Source organism: Croceimicrobium hydrocarbonivorans, assembly GCF_014524565.1.
In the GTDB taxonomy this organism is placed as follows: Bacteria; Bacteroidota; Bacteroidia; order Flavobacteriales; family Schleiferiaceae; genus Croceimicrobium; species Croceimicrobium hydrocarbonivorans.
The window spans coordinates 3831993-3847336 of sequence record NZ_CP060139.1; the positions used below are offsets into that span (position 1 = coordinate 3831993).

Genomic DNA, 15344 nt, shown 5'->3' on the forward strand with positions numbered 1-15344 from the left:
AGTAATACTATCATAACTGCAAGTTTAGCTTTTTGTTCAATTGCTTGCCGTTAAATTTTATTTAATAGAAATTCGGGCTCTAAACCCAATCGATTCGAATGGAACTATTTTCTGTATTTGCGATTATCAGTACGCTTGCGGCTCTTTTCGCCTTTGTGAATCAGCGTTTTTTAAAGCTTCCCTTTACCATAGGATTAATGATCATGGCATTGGCTTTCACTATGCTGGTAATAGTGATTGGTAATTGGCAACCCTGGCTAATGGACCTGAGTTCTCAATTCGTTTCGGCTTTGGATTTTAAAAGCCTCTTGCTCGATATTATGCTCAGCTTCTTGCTTTTTGCAGGCGCCCTGCATGTGAAGTTCGCGCCCCTAAAGCGAAATATAGGTCCGATCTTATTATTGGCTACGGTGGGGGTTCTCCTTTCGGCCGGTCTTATTGGAGGCATGCTCTATTTCATTTTGCAATGGCTGAATTACCCGGTAGATTTTATCTATTGTTTGTTATTTGGTAGCATGTTGGCTCCAACCGATCCCATTGCGGTTTTAAGCATTTTAAAGGAAGCCGGAGCGCCTAAAAACCTTGAAGTGAAAATTGTAGGGGAATCCCTTTTCAATGATGGAGTGGGTGTGGTGGTCTTTTTAGCTTTATTATCCATTGCCGCCGGTTCTGGAGCTGATTTTAGCGCTAGTGAAATCGGAATTCTCTTTCTGGAAGAAGTGGGAGGTGGCTTAGCTTTGGGTTTGGCAGGTGGTTATTTGGCCTTTCGGCTGATGCGTTCTATCGATCATTATGAAACTGAAGTGATGTTGAGTTTAGCCTTAGTGATGGGGCTTTATTCATTGGCTTCAGCACTTCATTTTAGTGGTCCTTTGGCAGTAGTTATTGCAGGTTTATTCATCGGGAATAAATCGCCAGCTAAGGCTTGGAGTCCTAATACCCAGTTGTATATCGATAAATTTTGGGAGATTCTGGATGTTTTCCTTAATGCGATTTTATTCGTGCTTATTGGGATGGAATTATTGGTTATTCAATTGGATGGCTTCTATATTTTGTTGGGTTTGCTGGCCATTCCCATTACGCTCCTAGCGCGCTATTTAGCGGTATTAGGTCCGGTTGAATACCATAAAGAAAGATTGGACTTTGCCCCTAAAACCGCCTTGTTGCTTACCTGGGGTGGTATTCGCGGTGGTATCTCTATTGCTTTGGCCTTGAGCTTGGAAGAAAGTATGAATCGCGATTTATTCTTGACGATGGCCTATATCGTGGTGATTTTCTCCATCATCGTGCAAGGTCTCAGTCTAAAAAAGGTGCTTAAAATTACCTTGAAGGGGCAGGATTCTAATAAATAGCTTAGGAGAAAGGTATAAGCTTAAAACCTCCGAACAGCGCTAAAGTCCTATCAGGCGAAAGCCAAAAACAAAGCAGTATAAAAAGCCTAATCGAACTGATTAAGGAAACTCTCTAATTCACGGTCTTTCATATAGCGTCGGAAGCAAGCTTGAACGGATAGAAGAAATTCGTAATCATTTAATTGATGCATACTTACCGGTACATATTTGCAGTAAAACATAAAGGCTTCCAGTTCATCTTTACTTAAGCCGGTCATGCGCATTACGGCCTGTCGATTATTGGATTCCTCCAGCTTTTCGCGATAGGCATCTTCCGCTTTTAACTGAGCCAATTTGCGTAGTTGACGGGGTTTGGATCCAAAGAGATTATAAAGGTATTCGGCCGGATTATCCATTCCCGCTTGAATGATTTCAGGATCATCAATCTCGTCATTGGAAGGGATATTGGGCTTGCGAAGTTTCATCTCCTTGGGTTTATTGGTGCTCAACTCGTAGCTGAAAACACTCACTTCTTCCAGTAGATAATTTTGCTCCTCCATCGCTACAATTACATCGTTCAATTGCAGGCTGTCATTGGTATAGATGAAGTAGAAATATTTATAAGCGATATTCGAAAAGATAATACTGTCGCCCAGTTCCAGCTTTATTTCGAAGTAGCCATCGGCATTGCTAACCGTTCCTTTTAAAGTACGTTTATTGATTACATGCACGTTTGGAACCACCTCCTTAGAATGTCCATCGAGCACCCAACCATTTAAACTAAGGGGGCTTTTTTCGCTTTGCCCGAATGTTGATAAACTAAGCAGGCAAAGGCTTAGGGCGAATAGTAGGGAGAGTGTATCTTTGAAGTTTCGCATGATCATCATCAGTAACGCTACGAAATTAGATTTATGTCGGACGATAAGAAAGTGATTTTCTCAATGAGCGGGGTAACTAAAACCTATGCTCAGAATAACAAGACCGTTTTAAAGAATATTTACCTAAGCTTTTTCTACGGCGCCAAGATCGGAATTCTTGGTCTCAATGGTTCGGGTAAGTCCACCTTATTAAAAATCATTGCCGGGGTAGAGAAGAACTACCAGGGTGATGTTGTATTCTCTGCCGGATATACGGTAGGTTATTTAGAGCAGGAGCCGGATTTAGATGAATCCAAAACTGTTTTGGATGTAGTAAAAGAAGGGGCCGCCGAAACTGTGGCCATTCTGGATGAATACAATAAAATTAACGATGATTTTGGTTTGCCGGAAGTTTATGAGAATCCCGATAAAATGGAGAAACTCATGGCACGTCAGGCCGAATTACAAGATCGCATCGACGCTCTTAATGCCTGGGAACTGGATTCGACTTTGAATCGGGCTATGGATGCCCTGCGTTGTCCGGAACCTGATACCCCAATTTCGGTGCTTTCTGGTGGGGAACGCCGTCGAGTGGCACTCTGTAGATTGTTAATTCAACAACCTGATGTATTACTTCTGGATGAGCCTACTAACCACCTTGATGCTGAGTCGGTTCTGTGGTTAGAGCAACACTTGCAACAATACAAGGGAACTGTAATTGCAGTAACTCACGACCGTTATTTCTTGGATAATGTGGCGGGCTGGATTTTGGAACTCGATCGCGGTGAAGGAATTCCTTGGAAGGGTAATTACAGCTCTTGGTTGGATCAGAAATCCAAGCGTTTGGAGCAAGAAGAAAAGCAAGCAAGCAAACGTCGTAAAACCCTGGAGCGAGAGCTGGATTGGGTGCGAATGAGCCCTAAAGGCCGCCAGTCGAAAGGAAAGGCGCGTTTGAATAATTATCAAAACCTTTTAAATCAGGAGCAAAAGGAGCGTGAAGAGAAATTGGAAATCTTCATTCCCAATGGACCGCGCTTAGGTTCTAATGTGATTGATGCCCAGTCGGTTAAAAAGGCCTTTGGTGATAAGCTTCTTTATGATGATTTAAATTTCAGCTTGCCTCCAGCGGGTATCGTGGGGATTATCGGACCTAATGGTGCTGGTAAAACTACCATCTTCCGCATGATTATGGGGCAAGAAGATCCTGATGCGGGTAAATTTGAGGTAGGTGACACTGTGAAAATCTCCTATGTGGATCAGAGTCATAAGGACCTCCTACCAGAGAAATCGATCTATGAGGCTATTTCTCAAGGCGATGAAGAAATTATGGTAGGGGATCGCAAGACCAATGCCCGTGCTTATATCAGTCGTTTCAATTTTGGAGGATCCGATCAGAATAAGAAGATTGGCAGTCTATCCGGTGGGGAGCGAAACCGTTTGCATTTAGCCATGGCCTTGAAGGAAGGAGGTAACGTATTACTCCTCGATGAGCCTACCAACGACTTAGATGTTAACACCTTACGAGCTTTGGAAGAAGGTTTAGAGAACTTTGCCGGATGTGCGGTAATTATCTCTCACGACCGTTGGTTCTTGGATCGGGTTTGTACCCACATCCTGGCCTTTGAAGGCGATTCCAATGTGTATTATTACGAAGGAGGCTTTAGCGATTATGAAGAGAATAAGCGAAAACGCCTGGGTGATGTGGATCCCACTCGTATCAAATACCGTAAACTCCTTAAGGATCAATAGTGTGGCTTAAGCTACTCTATAAAATTAAAAGCTTAAAGGCCCTGCTGTATCCTGCTCAAGCGGTACAGCAGGCGCCTTTTTTTATAGCCACAGTTTTTAAAAATGAAGCTCCTTTTTTAAAAGAGTGGCTGGACTTTCATCTCAATCAGGGGGTATCAAGAGTTTATCTTTCAGACAATTACAGTACTGATAATCCAGAAACTGTCTTAAAGCCTTATCTCGATAAAAATCAGGTGGTTCTTCTAAAAAGCCAGAGCCCAGAAATGAATACGCGACTGCAGGCCCTCGAACTGAATCGCCTGCTCAAACTAATTGAAAAAGAGGAAACTAAAGATTGTTGGGTCGCTACTATTGATGTCGATGAGTTCCTTTTTCATCATGAGGGGCAAAAGCTGGATGTTTTCCTTCAGCAATTCATTGGGCAAAAAGTAGCAGCAGTGGTGGTTAATTGGTTGATGTTCGGTACTTCCAATTTGCCCAAATTTGATCCACAAAAATCCATGCTCGAACAATTAACTTGGCGGGCGCATTGGAGCTTGGGAGAGCATAAAATGCTTAAACCCATAGTGTATCTCGCTAATTGTCAGGGTTTTTTAGAAGGTCCTCATCGACCTTTCGCTAAAAACGGAGCGAAATTTATTTATTCGGATGGCAGTACTTATCAGGCCAAAGAGCCACGAATATTGCATGAACCCTTGCGCCTCAATCACTATTGGTACCGCAGCGAAGAGTATTACAATTCTGAAAAGCGATTAAAGCGACAAGCCTTTGGAGATGAGCGATCTGGAAAGCGGGAAGCGGATCATATCAAGGCTTGTAATTACGAGCAAGATTTCAGCATTTTAAAGCTTCAAACTTCGACAAAGGAACGTTGATAATTTAGCAGGGCTAGGCCTGAAACACTGAGCCAAGGTCTTATTTTTGGACTATGAGTCCAGATGAAGCCCGCAATAGAATTGAGCTCTTACGCAAGGAGCTTAATCACCATAATTACCTCTATTATTTATTGGATAAACCCGAGATTTCCGATTTCGAGTTTGATCAGTTATTAAAAGAATTACAGAAGCTGGAAGCGGAATTCCCGCAATTTGATGATCCTAATTCGCCTAGCCGTCGTGTGGGTGGTGGCATCACCAAAGATTTTCCCACCAAGCCGCATCGGCATCCCATGCTTTCCCTGAGCAATACCTATAGCCGAGAAGAACTGGAGGATTATCTCAAGCGCACCCAAAAAGCCTTACCCGATGAGGATTTGGAATTTGTATGCGAGCTTAAATACGATGGAGCAGCGGTAAGCATTCAGTATAAAAATGGCCAATTGGTGCAGGCCCTAACTCGGGGTGATGGCAGTCAAGGCGATGAGATTACCAATAATATTAAAACCATTCCTCGGGTTCCCTTGCATTTAAGAGGTAAGGACTATCCGGAGGATTTTGAGATACGCGGGGAAGTGTTTATGCCGCTGGAAGGCTTTGCTCGCTTGAATCAATCGCGGATTGATGAAGGGCTGGAGCCTTTTGCCAATCCCCGAAATTCAGCTTCAGGAACCTTGAAAATGCAGGATTCCAGCTTAGTGGCGCAACGTCCCTTAGATTGTTTTCTCTATTTCGTGATGCTGGAGCAGCCCTTATTTGACAACCATTATGATGCGGTTTTAGCGGCTGGTGAATGGGGTTTTAATATTCCCAGACCGGAGAAGGGCTATTTGCATAAGGCCAAGAGCATTGATGAGATTTTCGAATTCATTAATCGCTGGGATGAGGAAAGGCATCAATTGCCCTTTGAGATTGATGGCATTGTAATTAAGGTGAATTCTTTTCGCTTGCAAGAGCGCCTGGGAGCTACCGCCAAAAGTCCGCGCTGGGCCATTGCTTATAAGTTCAAAGCAGAGCAGCAGGAAACAGTATTGGAAACAGTGACCTATCAGGTAGGGCGTACCGGTGCCATTACTCCTGTGGCTAATCTGAAGCCCGTTTCCATCGCCGGAACTACGGTAAAACGTGCCAGTTTGCATAATGAGGATCAGATCAAAAAACTGGATTTACGCATTGGTGATTGGGTTTACGTAGAAAAGGGTGGTGAGATTATCCCTAAGGTGGTAGGGGTTAATTATAGCAAGCGTTCCGCTGATGCGCCAGAATTTGAATATATCAGTCATTGTCCGGAATGCGGCACCGAATTGCAAAGAGCAGAGGATGAAGCCCAGCATTATTGCCCCAATGCCGAGACTTGTCCCCCGCAAGTAAGTGGTAGAATTCAGCATTTCATCAGCCGTAAGGCCATGGATATTGAAGGTATGGGCTCTGAAACCGTTGAGCAATTTGTGCAGGCGGACTTGATTAAGAATTTTGCGGATCTCTATGATCTTAAGGTGGCAGATATTCTCCCGCTGGAGCGAATGGCCGAAAAATCGGCTCAAAATATTGTGGATGGGATTGCGGCTTCCAAAGCTATTCCCTTTGAAAGGGTATTATTCGCCTTGGGAATTCGCTATGTAGGCGAAACTGTAGCTAAGAAATTAGCCCGTCATTTTGAGACTATTGAGGCCCTAATGGCTGCAACTGCAGAGCAATTGGTGAATGTGGATGAAATTGGTGATCGCATTGCTGAAAGCGTGGTGGCCTATTTCTCCGATAGTCAAAATCGCAAGCAGATAGAGCGCTTGCAGCAGGCAGGCTTGCAATTTGAGATCGTAAAACAGGAGGGCGCTTCAGAATCATTGGCCGGACTAAGTATTGTAATCAGCGGCAATTTTGAACGCTTTAGTCGCAATGAACTCAAGGAATTGATTGAGCAGCATGGTGGTAAGAATACCGGTTCGGTATCTGGTAAGACTTCTTTAATAGTGGCTGGAGAAGGCATGGGGCCTTCCAAACGCAAGAAAGCAGAGGATTTAGGGGTGCGGATTATCGATGAAAATGAATTTGCTGAAATGATTGGATTATGAGTGTTTTAAGTTGGTATCGTAATCGTCAATTGCAAAAACTCAATTTACAGCATCATTCGGATTATAAGGGCTGGGAAGGGGTAGAGCGCATTGCCCTTTACTTTGAAGCTACCCAAATCAAGGAAACGGAGATTGAAGCCTGGATTCAATTTTTTGAAACGGCGGGTAAAAATGTGGAAGTACTGGTTTACCAATCAGTGAAGCGCAAAGACCTTAATCCTAATTGGCCCTATCCATCAATTTGTAAGGATGATAAAAGCTGGTGGGGCTGGCCTAGTGGATTGGACTTCGGCACCTTTAAGCAACATAATTTTGATCTCTTCTTCGACTTTAGTAAGGGTGAGGAGCCCGTACATCAAATTGTAGCGGAAACAGCGGTAGCAGGAATGAAGGTGGCTTTCCAAAAGCGAAAATCCGATTGGGCCGACCTGGTTGTGCGTTGCGAAAAAGAGGGCTATACGCAAGCTTGCCGCGAAGAAGTATTAGCTTTGCTGAAATTTATAAATGCTCAATAAAATGCCTGAATTCAGAGGTACTGGAGTAGCCTTGGTTACTCCCTTCCAGGCCAATCTGGAAATTGATTTTAGCGCCCTCGATAAATTGGTAAACCATTGTGTTGAAGGTGGTGTAGAATACCTAGTGGTGATGGGAACCACGGGTGAAAATCCGGTTTTAAGTAAACAGGAAAAACGCCAGGTATTGGATGCAGTTATAAAGTGCAATGCACAACGTGTACCGGTAGTTTATGGTGTTGGAGGAAATCACACCGCCGCTCTGGTAGAGGAGTTAAAGAGCTTTGATTTTACAGGAGTTTCTGCCATTTTGAGCGTTTCCCCATATTACAATAAACCTACGCAGGAAGGAATTTATCAGCATTATAAGACCCTGAGTGAGAATTCACCCTTGCCCATTATCCTTTATAATGTTCCCGGTAGAACCGGATCTAATATGAGCGCGGACACCACGTTACGCTTAGCCCGTGATTTTGATAATATCATAGCCATCAAAGAAGCCAGCGGCGATTTGAATCAAGTAATGAAAATTATCAATGAGCGTCCTGAAGGATTTAAGGTAATTAGTGGAGACGACAATCTCACTTTACCAATGATCGCCTTAGGCGGTGATGGGGTGATTAGCGTTAGTGGTCAGGCCTTTCCTAAAGTATTTACCGATATGGTACGCAAGGCTTTGGCTGGGGATATCACTGCTGCCCGTCCCGGACATTATCAGCTGTATGATATCACCAATATGCTTTTTACTGAAGGAAATCCCGGTGGTGTGAAGCATACTCTGAAATTACAAGGCATTATGGAAGCTTATATGCGTCAACCTCTTTGGCCCATAAGCGATGCTTTGGCCGCTCAAATTGAAGGGGAGATGAAGAAACAGGGATTGCTATAAGCTGAACGCTTCAAATTAAATAGATATAAAAAAAAGCCTCCTAAATGGAGGCTTTTTTTATATCTATTGAAACTGCTTATTAATTCTCTGAAAACAGTAGCACTACTGCATTGTCTCTTTTTTTCATATCGCTCATATGGATTAGAATTTCCTGTCCCGCTGCTCCTTCCATAGCACGCAAGTACATATCGTTAATCAAATCCAAATGCAAATCACCTAAAGAGGCCAAGTACTTAGAAACAGGGTGATTGGCAGGATAAATTACCCGGTCTCCGGATTGTGGTTTGCGTATATCGGTGATTTTTTCCAACTCAATGTAGAGATTGTATTCACGAATCTCTAAATCTGAATTAAGCTCGGCGATATAGAAATCTTGAAAGGTCCAAAGTTTAAAACGCAAGTTTCCATCTTCCTTAATTTCAAGTTTCATTTGGCGACCAAAGCCACCTTTCATTCTTGAACTTAAGTCGCTGTCTTCCATTTCCTCTTCAGAGGGTGCACTGTACTGTACATGTTTAAGAAGAGTTCCGTTTGCATCATATTCACTAATAAAGAATCCCAAAAACTCAGATCGTGTAGATCCATTATCGAGGTCACCTAAATTGTGAATGCCATAATAGAAATAATGATCAGTTTTTTGATGGTACATCAAGGTGCCAAAAGAATTAAGATTGGGCATAAGTCTGGTTCTGGATTTCCTAAATCCTGTTTGGTCTAATTCCGAAGATTGGTGTACGTCGAATTCACCAACTGTCAGGCCCACCAAAGAACCACTGTAATACTGAGAGTTAATAATGCTTGAATTATATTGCCCTATAAACTGCGAAGAATTTGGACCTTTTTCGCAGGTACGACTAATGATAGGTCTGTAGTTGTTTTCCAGAGCACTTTTAATTTCAAACTCACGTTTGAGTTTACCTTTATAATCGATTTCTGCTACAAAGATTTTAGATATCAATCGATCTTCACGTTCATCAGCATCTTGCGTTTCTTCATTTCTGATTTTTAACCTGCGACTGAAAATTAGGTGGTCAGCCGTGTATTGGATAAAATCCCAGGTAGTTTCCTTTTCATCGGTCATTTCTGTCTTCTCAACCTTAGGTAAATCCAACGGAATAGCAGGTTTAGCGCGAAATCGTTCATGATCGATTAAGCCCATGAAATGAGTCTCAGTTTTGGTAAAGTAGACTAGCGCTGCTAAATGAGTATCAGTGCAAAAAAAGGTATAGGGTCTATCTCTAAATTTAGCTTTAGTAAGCAGTAGTTTCTTTGTTTGTCCATCAGGATTTACTTGATGAATCATATAATTCTTCTTATCTGCCCAAACTACATAAGCATGTTCTGCATTGGGACTAACGTATACGGCTGCTTCAAGAAGACCATTTAAAATGCTACGCTTATAAGGAATCTGTGCTTTATAAACCTCTTCTAAGTCACTGTTAAATTTGTAGAGAAAATAGCTGGAACTCTTTGGAGATGCGGCCATTTCATGACCAATTAACACGAAAAAACCTTTGCTACCCATGTCAACGGTAGCCAGTATTTCGCTGTCCTCTTCGACAGGAAGATTAACTGTTTTAATTTGAGCTTGGAGGTTTGAAATTGAAAGGCATATACCAAGAAGTACTGCAAATAGCCTTGAAATCATTGAATTCAGGTTTAGGTTGGTTAAAAAAATAGCGAATGTCCCTCTCGGGATTCATCAAAAATACTCCCTCCATATAAAGGAGGAAAGTCTAATCGAATAAAATTCCAAGAGCCCATAGAATTGAAATGGTTATAATTCTACTATGTCTAACATCATTTACAATATGTAAAGATATTTTTACATGATGTAAAATATTTTATACATTTGAAGAAACAAATTCAAATTGTATGACCTTATTATTTCACCATCGGTATAAGAAAGTCAGTAGGATACTATTCTACTTCTGCTTTCTCTATGGCTTTGTTTATCTGATCTTTTTAGAAGGAAATGAAACTCTGGAAGAGTGGTTCACCTTTAAGGTACCGGCCTTTATCAGTAAAGATTTCTTTAGCAAGCTCGAATTGGGTTGGCACTGGGTAGACACCATGTTTATAGATGAGGCCCTGAGCGTGTTTTTGGTTCTCAGTGGCATCTTCGCCGGATTTTCCAAGGAAAAGCATGAGGATGAGTTGATTGATAAGATGCGCAACGATTCCCTGCGTTGGAGTCTCTTTATCAATTATGGCATTCTCCTCTTAACCTTATTGGGGGTCTATGGCGCTATCTATCTAAGCTTTATGTTTGCCCAGCTTTTCTTAATCCTGCTTTTGTTTAATCTCATTTTCGATATCAAATTGTATCGGCATTATAAATCGGGCCGTAATGAAGAATAAAATTCGCGTATATCGCAGCATGCATAAGGTTTCGCAGCAGGATTTAGCGGATAAGCTTCAGGTGAGTCGGCAAACCATTAATGCCATCGAAAATGATAAGTATTCACCTTCTTTAGAGCTGGCCCTAAAAATGACTCAGCTTTTTGATTGTAAGGTGGAAGATCTCTTCGAACTTTAATAGAAGTATATCCAGATAGCCAGCACTGCTATCACCAGAGCAATGGAGCCATACAATTCGGATGGACTCCATTTTCTGCTTTGATCCGTATCTGCCGCTTTCATCCAATCTAAGTTCGGACTGATATTAGGCGCTTTAAGCAGTGAGCCGGCAATCATAACCATAATGCTGATCACAAAGAGGAAGATGGCATAATGTAAAAAGTTCATGTGCACCAATTGGCCCAAGAGGCTCGCACTTTCAATTTGAATTTTGTTACTCTGTTCCAGGAACTCTAATACTAATCGACCTATACCTAATATAAAGCCTGTCCATAAGGCGAGCAGGGCGCCGCGACCGTTGATTCTCTTATAAAGGATTCCCAATAGAAAGGCAGCGGCAATAGGAGGGGAAATATAGGCCTGAACACTTTGGAGGTATTTATAAATCCCGCCCCCTTCGGTTAAGGCACGCATAAAGGGTATCCAGGCCAGGCCAATGATCACCAGCACCAAAGTGGCGATTTGGCCAATCCTCACTAATTCCTTTTCAGTGGCTTCTGGTCGCCATTTCTGATAAAAGTCGATGGTAAATAGGGTAGAAGTACTATTGAAAACACTGGAAAGCGAACTCATTAATGCCGCTAAAAAGCCAGCGACAATAAGCCCCTTGATTCCCACAGGCATAACGCGCAGTATTAAAGCAGGCAGGGCTGCATCGGTAGTGCTGCGAATTTCTCCGGTCAAAGGATTCTCGATGGTAAATAGTCCTGGATATTCGGTTTGAGAGAGGGCATAGGCAATGATGCCCGGAAATACAAAAATGAATAGGGGTAATAATTTTAGGAAACCTCCGAAAATAGTGCCTTTGCGAGCAGTGGAGATGTTTTTGGCTGAGAGTACCCTTTGCACGATAAACTGATCGGTACACCAATACCAGACCCCTAAAATGGGAGCCCCTAGTAATACACCGGTCCAGGGATAATCTTTATTACGCCAAAGACTCATAAAGGTATCGGCCGACTCATGATTCTGATCAATAGCCAGAATGACTTGATCCCAACCGCCAATTGCTTTTAAGCCGAACCAGGTAGCCGCTAATCCACCTAAAATAAAGATAATACTCTGAATCATATCGGTGTAAATTACCGCTTTGAGTCCGCCAAAAACCGTGTACAAACCAGTGGCGATCACCGTAATTAAAGCACCGGTCCAAAAGGGAATTCCAATCAATACTTCAAATACCAAAGCTCCTGCGAAAATGGTAAAGGAGATTTTGGTGAGGATATAGGAGATAATGGAGATGATGGATAAATAAGCCCGCGCGCCTTTATTGTAGCGCTTTTCCAAAAATTCAGGCATGGTAAAAACTCCTGATCTAATGTAGAAGGGCACAAATACCCAGCCTAAAAGGAGCAAGATTAGAGCCGCTAATATTTCAAACTGAGCTTCGGGGAATGCACCGCGGGCACCGGCTCCTGAGAGTCCAATTAAATGTTCACTGCCAATATTGGAAGCGAAGAGGCTGGCTCCAATGGCAAACCAACCCAAATTTCGTCCCCCCAGGAAATAGGAAGCTGAATCTTTGGCTTTTCCTTTTTGTTGCCAGCTTACCCAAGCGGCAATACCAAATATGATGAGGAAATACAGCCCGATAATCAGGTAATCCAGACCCTGCATAGTGTTTACTTATAGTACTATGTACAATAATACAAATTTCCCCTTTGCTTAAAGCGTCTTTAATGGCGTCCGGCTCTGGTAATTTTTACGCTTGGCCAGAGCGGTGCTTTCGAGATAGGGGAATAAGAAATCCATGAAAAATCCTTCTAATTCCTTTTCGGTGGCATTTATATAAATCGTGACTACACTATTGCCAAAGCGCGCTACCAAGAGGCTTCCCACCGGCTGACCCGAGCGATAATATTCGGTGCAATAAAATTCGTCGCCTGGTAATTTTAGGTCGGGACGTTCCTTCTTTTTAAATACTTCTGGATCAAAGGCTTCGTCGAAGGCTGAGATATTGTCTACCAATGAATTACGTGCTTCTTGAACATTGGTTTTATGTTCCATGATATAGCTGTAGTAGACTTCATTCAGAGGATGGCCTTTACGATTATCAAAAACATATTCCAAAACATAACTACCATCCGTGAAGCTTATCAAGGAATTTTGCTCATAGGGGTTCAAGCTGCCCAAGCTTAAATCATAATGGGCCACTATGGCATGGATATCAGGAACATAAGGATGTTCATCCAAGGGAATGTTCTTCTGGATTTTACAGGAAGAACTGAATAAAACTAAAGCTAGCGATAAACCAAAAAGGTAGCGACTCATAATTCTTTCTGTTCTTGGCTAAGTAAGATAATCTTCGCGCAGGTTTCCTTATCTAATTTGCGCACTACCATCCATTCTCCATTGCGGTATTCTTCTAAAATACCACCATCTTTAGTTAGGCTAATACGTTTGTCGGGGCTGCTTAAAATGGATTTGGCATCGGGTTTATTTTCCTCATTTTCTTTAAAGCTGCTAATACTAAAGTCCACTTTTTTCCCCTTAACTCTCTTTTCATCAAAATACATAGTGGGAGGATAAAAGCTGAAGTCTCCTTTTTTATTAGGGTAATAGTAATAGGTGTAGGAAACTTCACGGGTGGTAACACCATTAATTATACTCATATGACTGGAAGTACTGCTGATAGGCAGGATTTGCCCATCAATTTCCAAATGAGCTACTGAATCTGGAGTTTCATCTACCGAAACAATAATCCGAACCCTTTCCGTGCCTTCTCCTTGATCGTAAAATTCCAAGCGGGTTTTGATGTTTTGAGCCATCAGGCCAGAGCCGAAACCTAGTAATACCAGAAAGACAAGGCTTTTCATATGTGTGGATTTAAATGCCAATTTAGAAAAAGCAATAGGAAACTTTGTTTGGATCTGGCATTATTCCAGAAATCCATTTAACATCCAATACATACCCTTCACCGCCTTTTTTACTTAGTTCAGGCTTTTGGGTTTTTCCCGACTCGAAGAGAAGTAGACCTTTACCAAAAAAGCAGAAAATGCAAACAATTTTAGGGGCCGGAGGGGCCATCGGAAAAGAACTAGCTAAAGTTTTACCTCAATATACCGACCAGGTTCGATTAGTGGCCCGAAATCCCAAAGCGGTAATGGGTAATGAAGAATTGGTCTCGGCTGATTTATTGGATTTAGAGGCCACCAAAGCCGCTGTTCAAGGTAGTGAAGTGGTATATCTCTGTGTTGGACTTACCTACAATATTAAGGTGTGGCAGAGCAGCTGGCCGCGCATTATGGCTAATACCATTGAGGCTTGCGTCGATGCGAAGGCCAAATTGGTTTTCTTCGATAATATATACATGTATCATCCTTCAGAGATGTCCAATATCACCGAAGATTCCAAGAAAGATCCCCAAAGTGAAAAGGGCAAAGTACGTTTGGGCATATTAAATCAATTATGGGCAGCTCATAATGAAGGACGCATTCAAGCCACTGTGGCACGTTCGGCCGATTTTTATGGACCCAATGCGGGCTCGGTGAGTGTTATGGAAGAAGCGGTATTAAAACCTCTTCAAAATGCTAAGTCCGCAAATTGGTTTGCTAGCCTTAAAAATCCACATTCCTTTACCTATACCATAGATGCTGCCAAAGGAACCGCGATCTTGGGTAATTCCGAAATTGCCTGGGGAGAAGAATGGCATTTGCCCACCGCCAAAAATCCATTGACGGGCAAGGAGTACATTGAGACCCTAGCAGCTTTAGTAGGAGCAAAGCCCAAGACCCAGGTGGCGGGAAAAGGAATCTTGCGGATTTTAGGTCTCTTCAATCCCATTATGAAGGAACTTTTGGAAATGATCTATCAGTACGATCGTCCCTACTATTTCAATTCGGACAAATTTGAATCAACTTTTAATTATACACCGGTATCCTATCAGGAGGGATTAAAGTCATTGATCTGAAAAATTTTCCGCAGCTTTGAAAAAAATGAAGCATGCGAAAACTAACTCTAATCCTTTTAAGCTGTATTAGTATTTCTGCCTTTGCCCAGGAAAAGCCAGCATCCAAACGTGAATTTGGATTGCGCGGTGCAGGTCTAAATAATTTTGGGCTCATTTATAAGAAACCCACTGATAAAGGAAATTATTGGCGTTTTCATTTAGCCAGTTTACAGTATCAATATCAAGATAATTCCAATACCAACTTTAACAGTAGTGTTGGGGCAGTGGCTTTTGGAGTCGGATATGAATATCGTAAATCGATCAATTCCGAATTCCAATTTATTCATGGACCGGAACCCAGAATTAGCGCGAGTTTTAGCAATAGCAGTTCGAATTTAGGTTTAGGTCTGGCTTATATTCTCGGCGCCCAATATCAATTGAGTCAGAGCTTTTATATTGGCTTGGAGCTTAGTCCGTCCTTGAACTTTAATATAAGTGATGTGGGTGGTGCAGATCAAACAGCTTTGTCTTTAAACGCTAATAGCAATGTGGCCTTCCTTTTTATTGTATACCGTTTTTGATTTCATAGA

15 protein-coding genes are annotated in these 15344 nt (G+C 42.2%); 10 read left to right on the forward strand and 5 right to left on the reverse strand.

Annotation, left to right across the window (positions count from 1 at the left end):
• The first annotated feature begins 98 nt into the window (after positions 1 to 98).
• The gene (locus H4K34_RS17170) at positions 99 to 1352 is read left to right on the forward strand and encodes a cation:proton antiporter (protein ID WP_210758612.1); all 1254 of its coding nucleotides are present in this window, start codon (positions 99 to 101) and stop codon (positions 1350 to 1352) included.
• Positions 1353 to 1438: 86 nt separating this feature from the next.
• Here the strand turns inward: H4K34_RS17170 and H4K34_RS17175 are convergent, their stop codons facing one another.
• Positions 1439 to 2209 carry a carboxypeptidase-like regulatory domain-containing protein gene (locus H4K34_RS17175; RefSeq protein ID WP_210758613.1) on the reverse strand — a complete coding sequence of 257 codons (771 nt, stop codon included), beginning with the start codon at positions 2207 to 2209 and terminating at the stop codon, positions 1439 to 1441.
• Between the two features lie 33 nt (positions 2210 to 2242).
• Here H4K34_RS17175 and ettA point away from each other — a divergent pair, with 33 nt between their 5' ends.
• The 5 genes from ettA to dapA are packed head-to-tail and all read left to right on the forward strand — an operon-like array spanning position 2243 to position 8285.
• Positions 2243 to 3937, forward strand: coding sequence for an energy-dependent translational throttle protein EttA (gene ettA / locus H4K34_RS17180; RefSeq protein WP_210758614.1), 1695 nt, complete (start codon positions 2243 to 2245; stop codon positions 3935 to 3937).
• Entirely contained in the window at positions 3937 to 4812 is an 876-nt protein-coding gene (locus H4K34_RS17185) for a glycosyltransferase family 2 protein (protein WP_210758615.1), read from the forward strand. The genes ettA and H4K34_RS17185 overlap by 1 nt, the downstream gene beginning before the upstream one ends.
• A 53-nt stretch (positions 4813 to 4865) precedes the next feature.
• Positions 4866 to 6884, forward strand: a complete 2019-nt coding sequence (ligA, locus tag H4K34_RS17190) for an NAD-dependent DNA ligase LigA (RefSeq protein WP_210758616.1) — start codon at positions 4866 to 4868, stop codon at positions 6882 to 6884.
• Positions 6881 to 7399 carry a DUF6913 domain-containing protein gene (locus tag H4K34_RS17195; protein WP_210758617.1) on the forward strand — a complete coding sequence of 173 codons (519 nt, stop codon included), beginning with the start codon at positions 6881 to 6883 and terminating at the stop codon, positions 7397 to 7399. Before ligA ends, H4K34_RS17195 begins: the two co-directional genes overlap by 4 nt.
• Position 7400: 1 nt before the next feature.
• A complete protein-coding gene (gene dapA / locus H4K34_RS17200; RefSeq protein ID WP_210758618.1) occupies positions 7401 to 8285 on the forward strand; it encodes a 4-hydroxy-tetrahydrodipicolinate synthase in 885 nt (294 codons plus the stop codon).
• Between the two features lie 79 nt (positions 8286 to 8364).
• Here the strand turns inward: dapA and H4K34_RS17205 are convergent, their stop codons facing one another.
• Positions 8365 to 9771: a hypothetical protein gene (locus tag H4K34_RS17205; protein ID WP_210758619.1), complete on the reverse strand. Its 1407-nt coding sequence runs from the start codon at positions 9769 to 9771 to the stop codon at positions 8365 to 8367.
• Positions 9772 to 10160: 389 nt separating this feature from the next.
• On the opposite strand from H4K34_RS17205, the gene H4K34_RS17210 reads away from it, so the two are divergent.
• Together H4K34_RS17210 and H4K34_RS17215 are read left to right on the forward strand one after the other, a co-directional pair.
• Positions 10161 to 10646 carry a hypothetical protein gene (locus tag H4K34_RS17210; protein WP_210758620.1) on the forward strand — a complete coding sequence of 162 codons (486 nt, stop codon included), beginning with the start codon at positions 10161 to 10163 and terminating at the stop codon, positions 10644 to 10646.
• Positions 10636 to 10824: a helix-turn-helix transcriptional regulator gene (locus H4K34_RS17215; RefSeq protein ID WP_210758621.1), complete on the forward strand. Its 189-nt coding sequence runs from the start codon at positions 10636 to 10638 to the stop codon at positions 10822 to 10824. Before H4K34_RS17210 ends, H4K34_RS17215 begins: the two co-directional genes overlap by 11 nt.
• Here H4K34_RS17215 and H4K34_RS17220 read toward each other — a convergent pair.
• From H4K34_RS17220 to H4K34_RS17230, 3 genes are read right to left on the reverse strand one after another with little or no spacing between them, the layout of a single operon-like run.
• Positions 10821 to 12482, reverse strand: coding sequence for a sodium:solute symporter (locus tag H4K34_RS17220; RefSeq protein WP_210758622.1), 1662 nt, complete (start codon positions 12480 to 12482; stop codon positions 10821 to 10823). The genes H4K34_RS17215 and H4K34_RS17220 overlap by 4 nt on opposite strands.
• A gap of 48 nt (positions 12483 to 12530) precedes the next feature.
• Positions 12531 to 13136: a hypothetical protein gene (locus H4K34_RS17225; protein WP_210758623.1), complete on the reverse strand. Its 606-nt coding sequence runs from the start codon at positions 13134 to 13136 to the stop codon at positions 12531 to 12533.
• Entirely contained in the window at positions 13133 to 13681 is a 549-nt protein-coding gene (locus H4K34_RS17230; RefSeq protein ID WP_210758624.1) for a BatD family protein, read from the reverse strand. The genes H4K34_RS17225 and H4K34_RS17230 overlap by 4 nt, the downstream gene beginning before the upstream one ends.
• 179 nt (positions 13682 to 13860) lie before the next feature.
• Between H4K34_RS17230 and H4K34_RS17235 the strand changes: the two genes are divergently transcribed.
• Together H4K34_RS17235 and H4K34_RS17240 are read left to right on the forward strand one after the other, a co-directional pair.
• The gene (locus H4K34_RS17235; RefSeq protein WP_210758625.1) at positions 13861 to 14775 is read left to right on the forward strand and encodes an NAD-dependent epimerase/dehydratase family protein; all 915 of its coding nucleotides are present in this window, start codon (positions 13861 to 13863) and stop codon (positions 14773 to 14775) included.
• A 32-nt stretch (positions 14776 to 14807) separates the two neighbouring features.
• Positions 14808 to 15335 (forward strand): hypothetical protein, encoded by a 528-nt coding sequence (locus H4K34_RS17240; protein WP_210758626.1) that lies wholly within the window; start codon positions 14808 to 14810, stop codon positions 15333 to 15335.
• Positions 15336 to 15344 lie beyond the last annotated feature (9 nt).

What these genes read in the sequence shown, in the direction of transcription:
- ligA (WP_210758616.1), top strand. Translation starts at nt 4,866, where the DNA reads ATGAGTCCAGATGAAGCCCGCAATAGAATTGAGCTCTTACGCAAGGAG.
- H4K34_RS17195 (WP_210758617.1), top strand. Translation starts at nt 6,881, where the DNA reads ATGAGTGTTTTAAGTTGGTATCGTAATCGTCAATTGCAAAAACTCAAT.
- H4K34_RS17220 (WP_210758622.1), bottom strand. Translation starts at nt 12,482, where the DNA reads ATGCAGGGTCTGGATTACCTGATTATCGGGCTGTATTTCCTCATCATA.
- H4K34_RS17210 (WP_210758620.1), top strand. Translation starts at nt 10,161, where the DNA reads ATGACCTTATTATTTCACCATCGGTATAAGAAAGTCAGTAGGATACTA.
- H4K34_RS17215 (WP_210758621.1), top strand. Translation starts at nt 10,636, where the DNA reads ATGAAGAATAAAATTCGCGTATATCGCAGCATGCATAAGGTTTCGCAG.
- H4K34_RS17240 (WP_210758626.1), top strand. Translation starts at nt 14,808, where the DNA reads ATGCGAAAACTAACTCTAATCCTTTTAAGCTGTATTAGTATTTCTGCC.
- H4K34_RS17205 (WP_210758619.1), bottom strand. Translation starts at nt 9,771, where the DNA reads ATGGCCGCATCTCCAAAGAGTTCCAGCTATTTTCTCTACAAATTTAAC.
- H4K34_RS17235 (WP_210758625.1), top strand. Translation starts at nt 13,861, where the DNA reads ATGCAAACAATTTTAGGGGCCGGAGGGGCCATCGGAAAAGAACTAGCT.
- dapA (WP_210758618.1), top strand. Translation starts at nt 7,401, where the DNA reads ATGCCTGAATTCAGAGGTACTGGAGTAGCCTTGGTTACTCCCTTCCAG.
- H4K34_RS17175 (WP_210758613.1), bottom strand. Translation starts at nt 2,209, where the DNA reads ATGCGAAACTTCAAAGATACACTCTCCCTACTATTCGCCCTAAGCCTT.
- H4K34_RS17230 (WP_210758624.1), bottom strand. Translation starts at nt 13,681, where the DNA reads ATGAAAAGCCTTGTCTTTCTGGTATTACTAGGTTTCGGCTCTGGCCTG.
- H4K34_RS17170 (WP_210758612.1), top strand. Translation starts at nt 99, where the DNA reads ATGGAACTATTTTCTGTATTTGCGATTATCAGTACGCTTGCGGCTCTT.
- H4K34_RS17225 (WP_210758623.1), bottom strand. Translation starts at nt 13,136, where the DNA reads ATGAGTCGCTACCTTTTTGGTTTATCGCTAGCTTTAGTTTTATTCAGT.
- ettA (WP_210758614.1), top strand. Translation starts at nt 2,243, where the DNA reads ATGTCGGACGATAAGAAAGTGATTTTCTCAATGAGCGGGGTAACTAAA.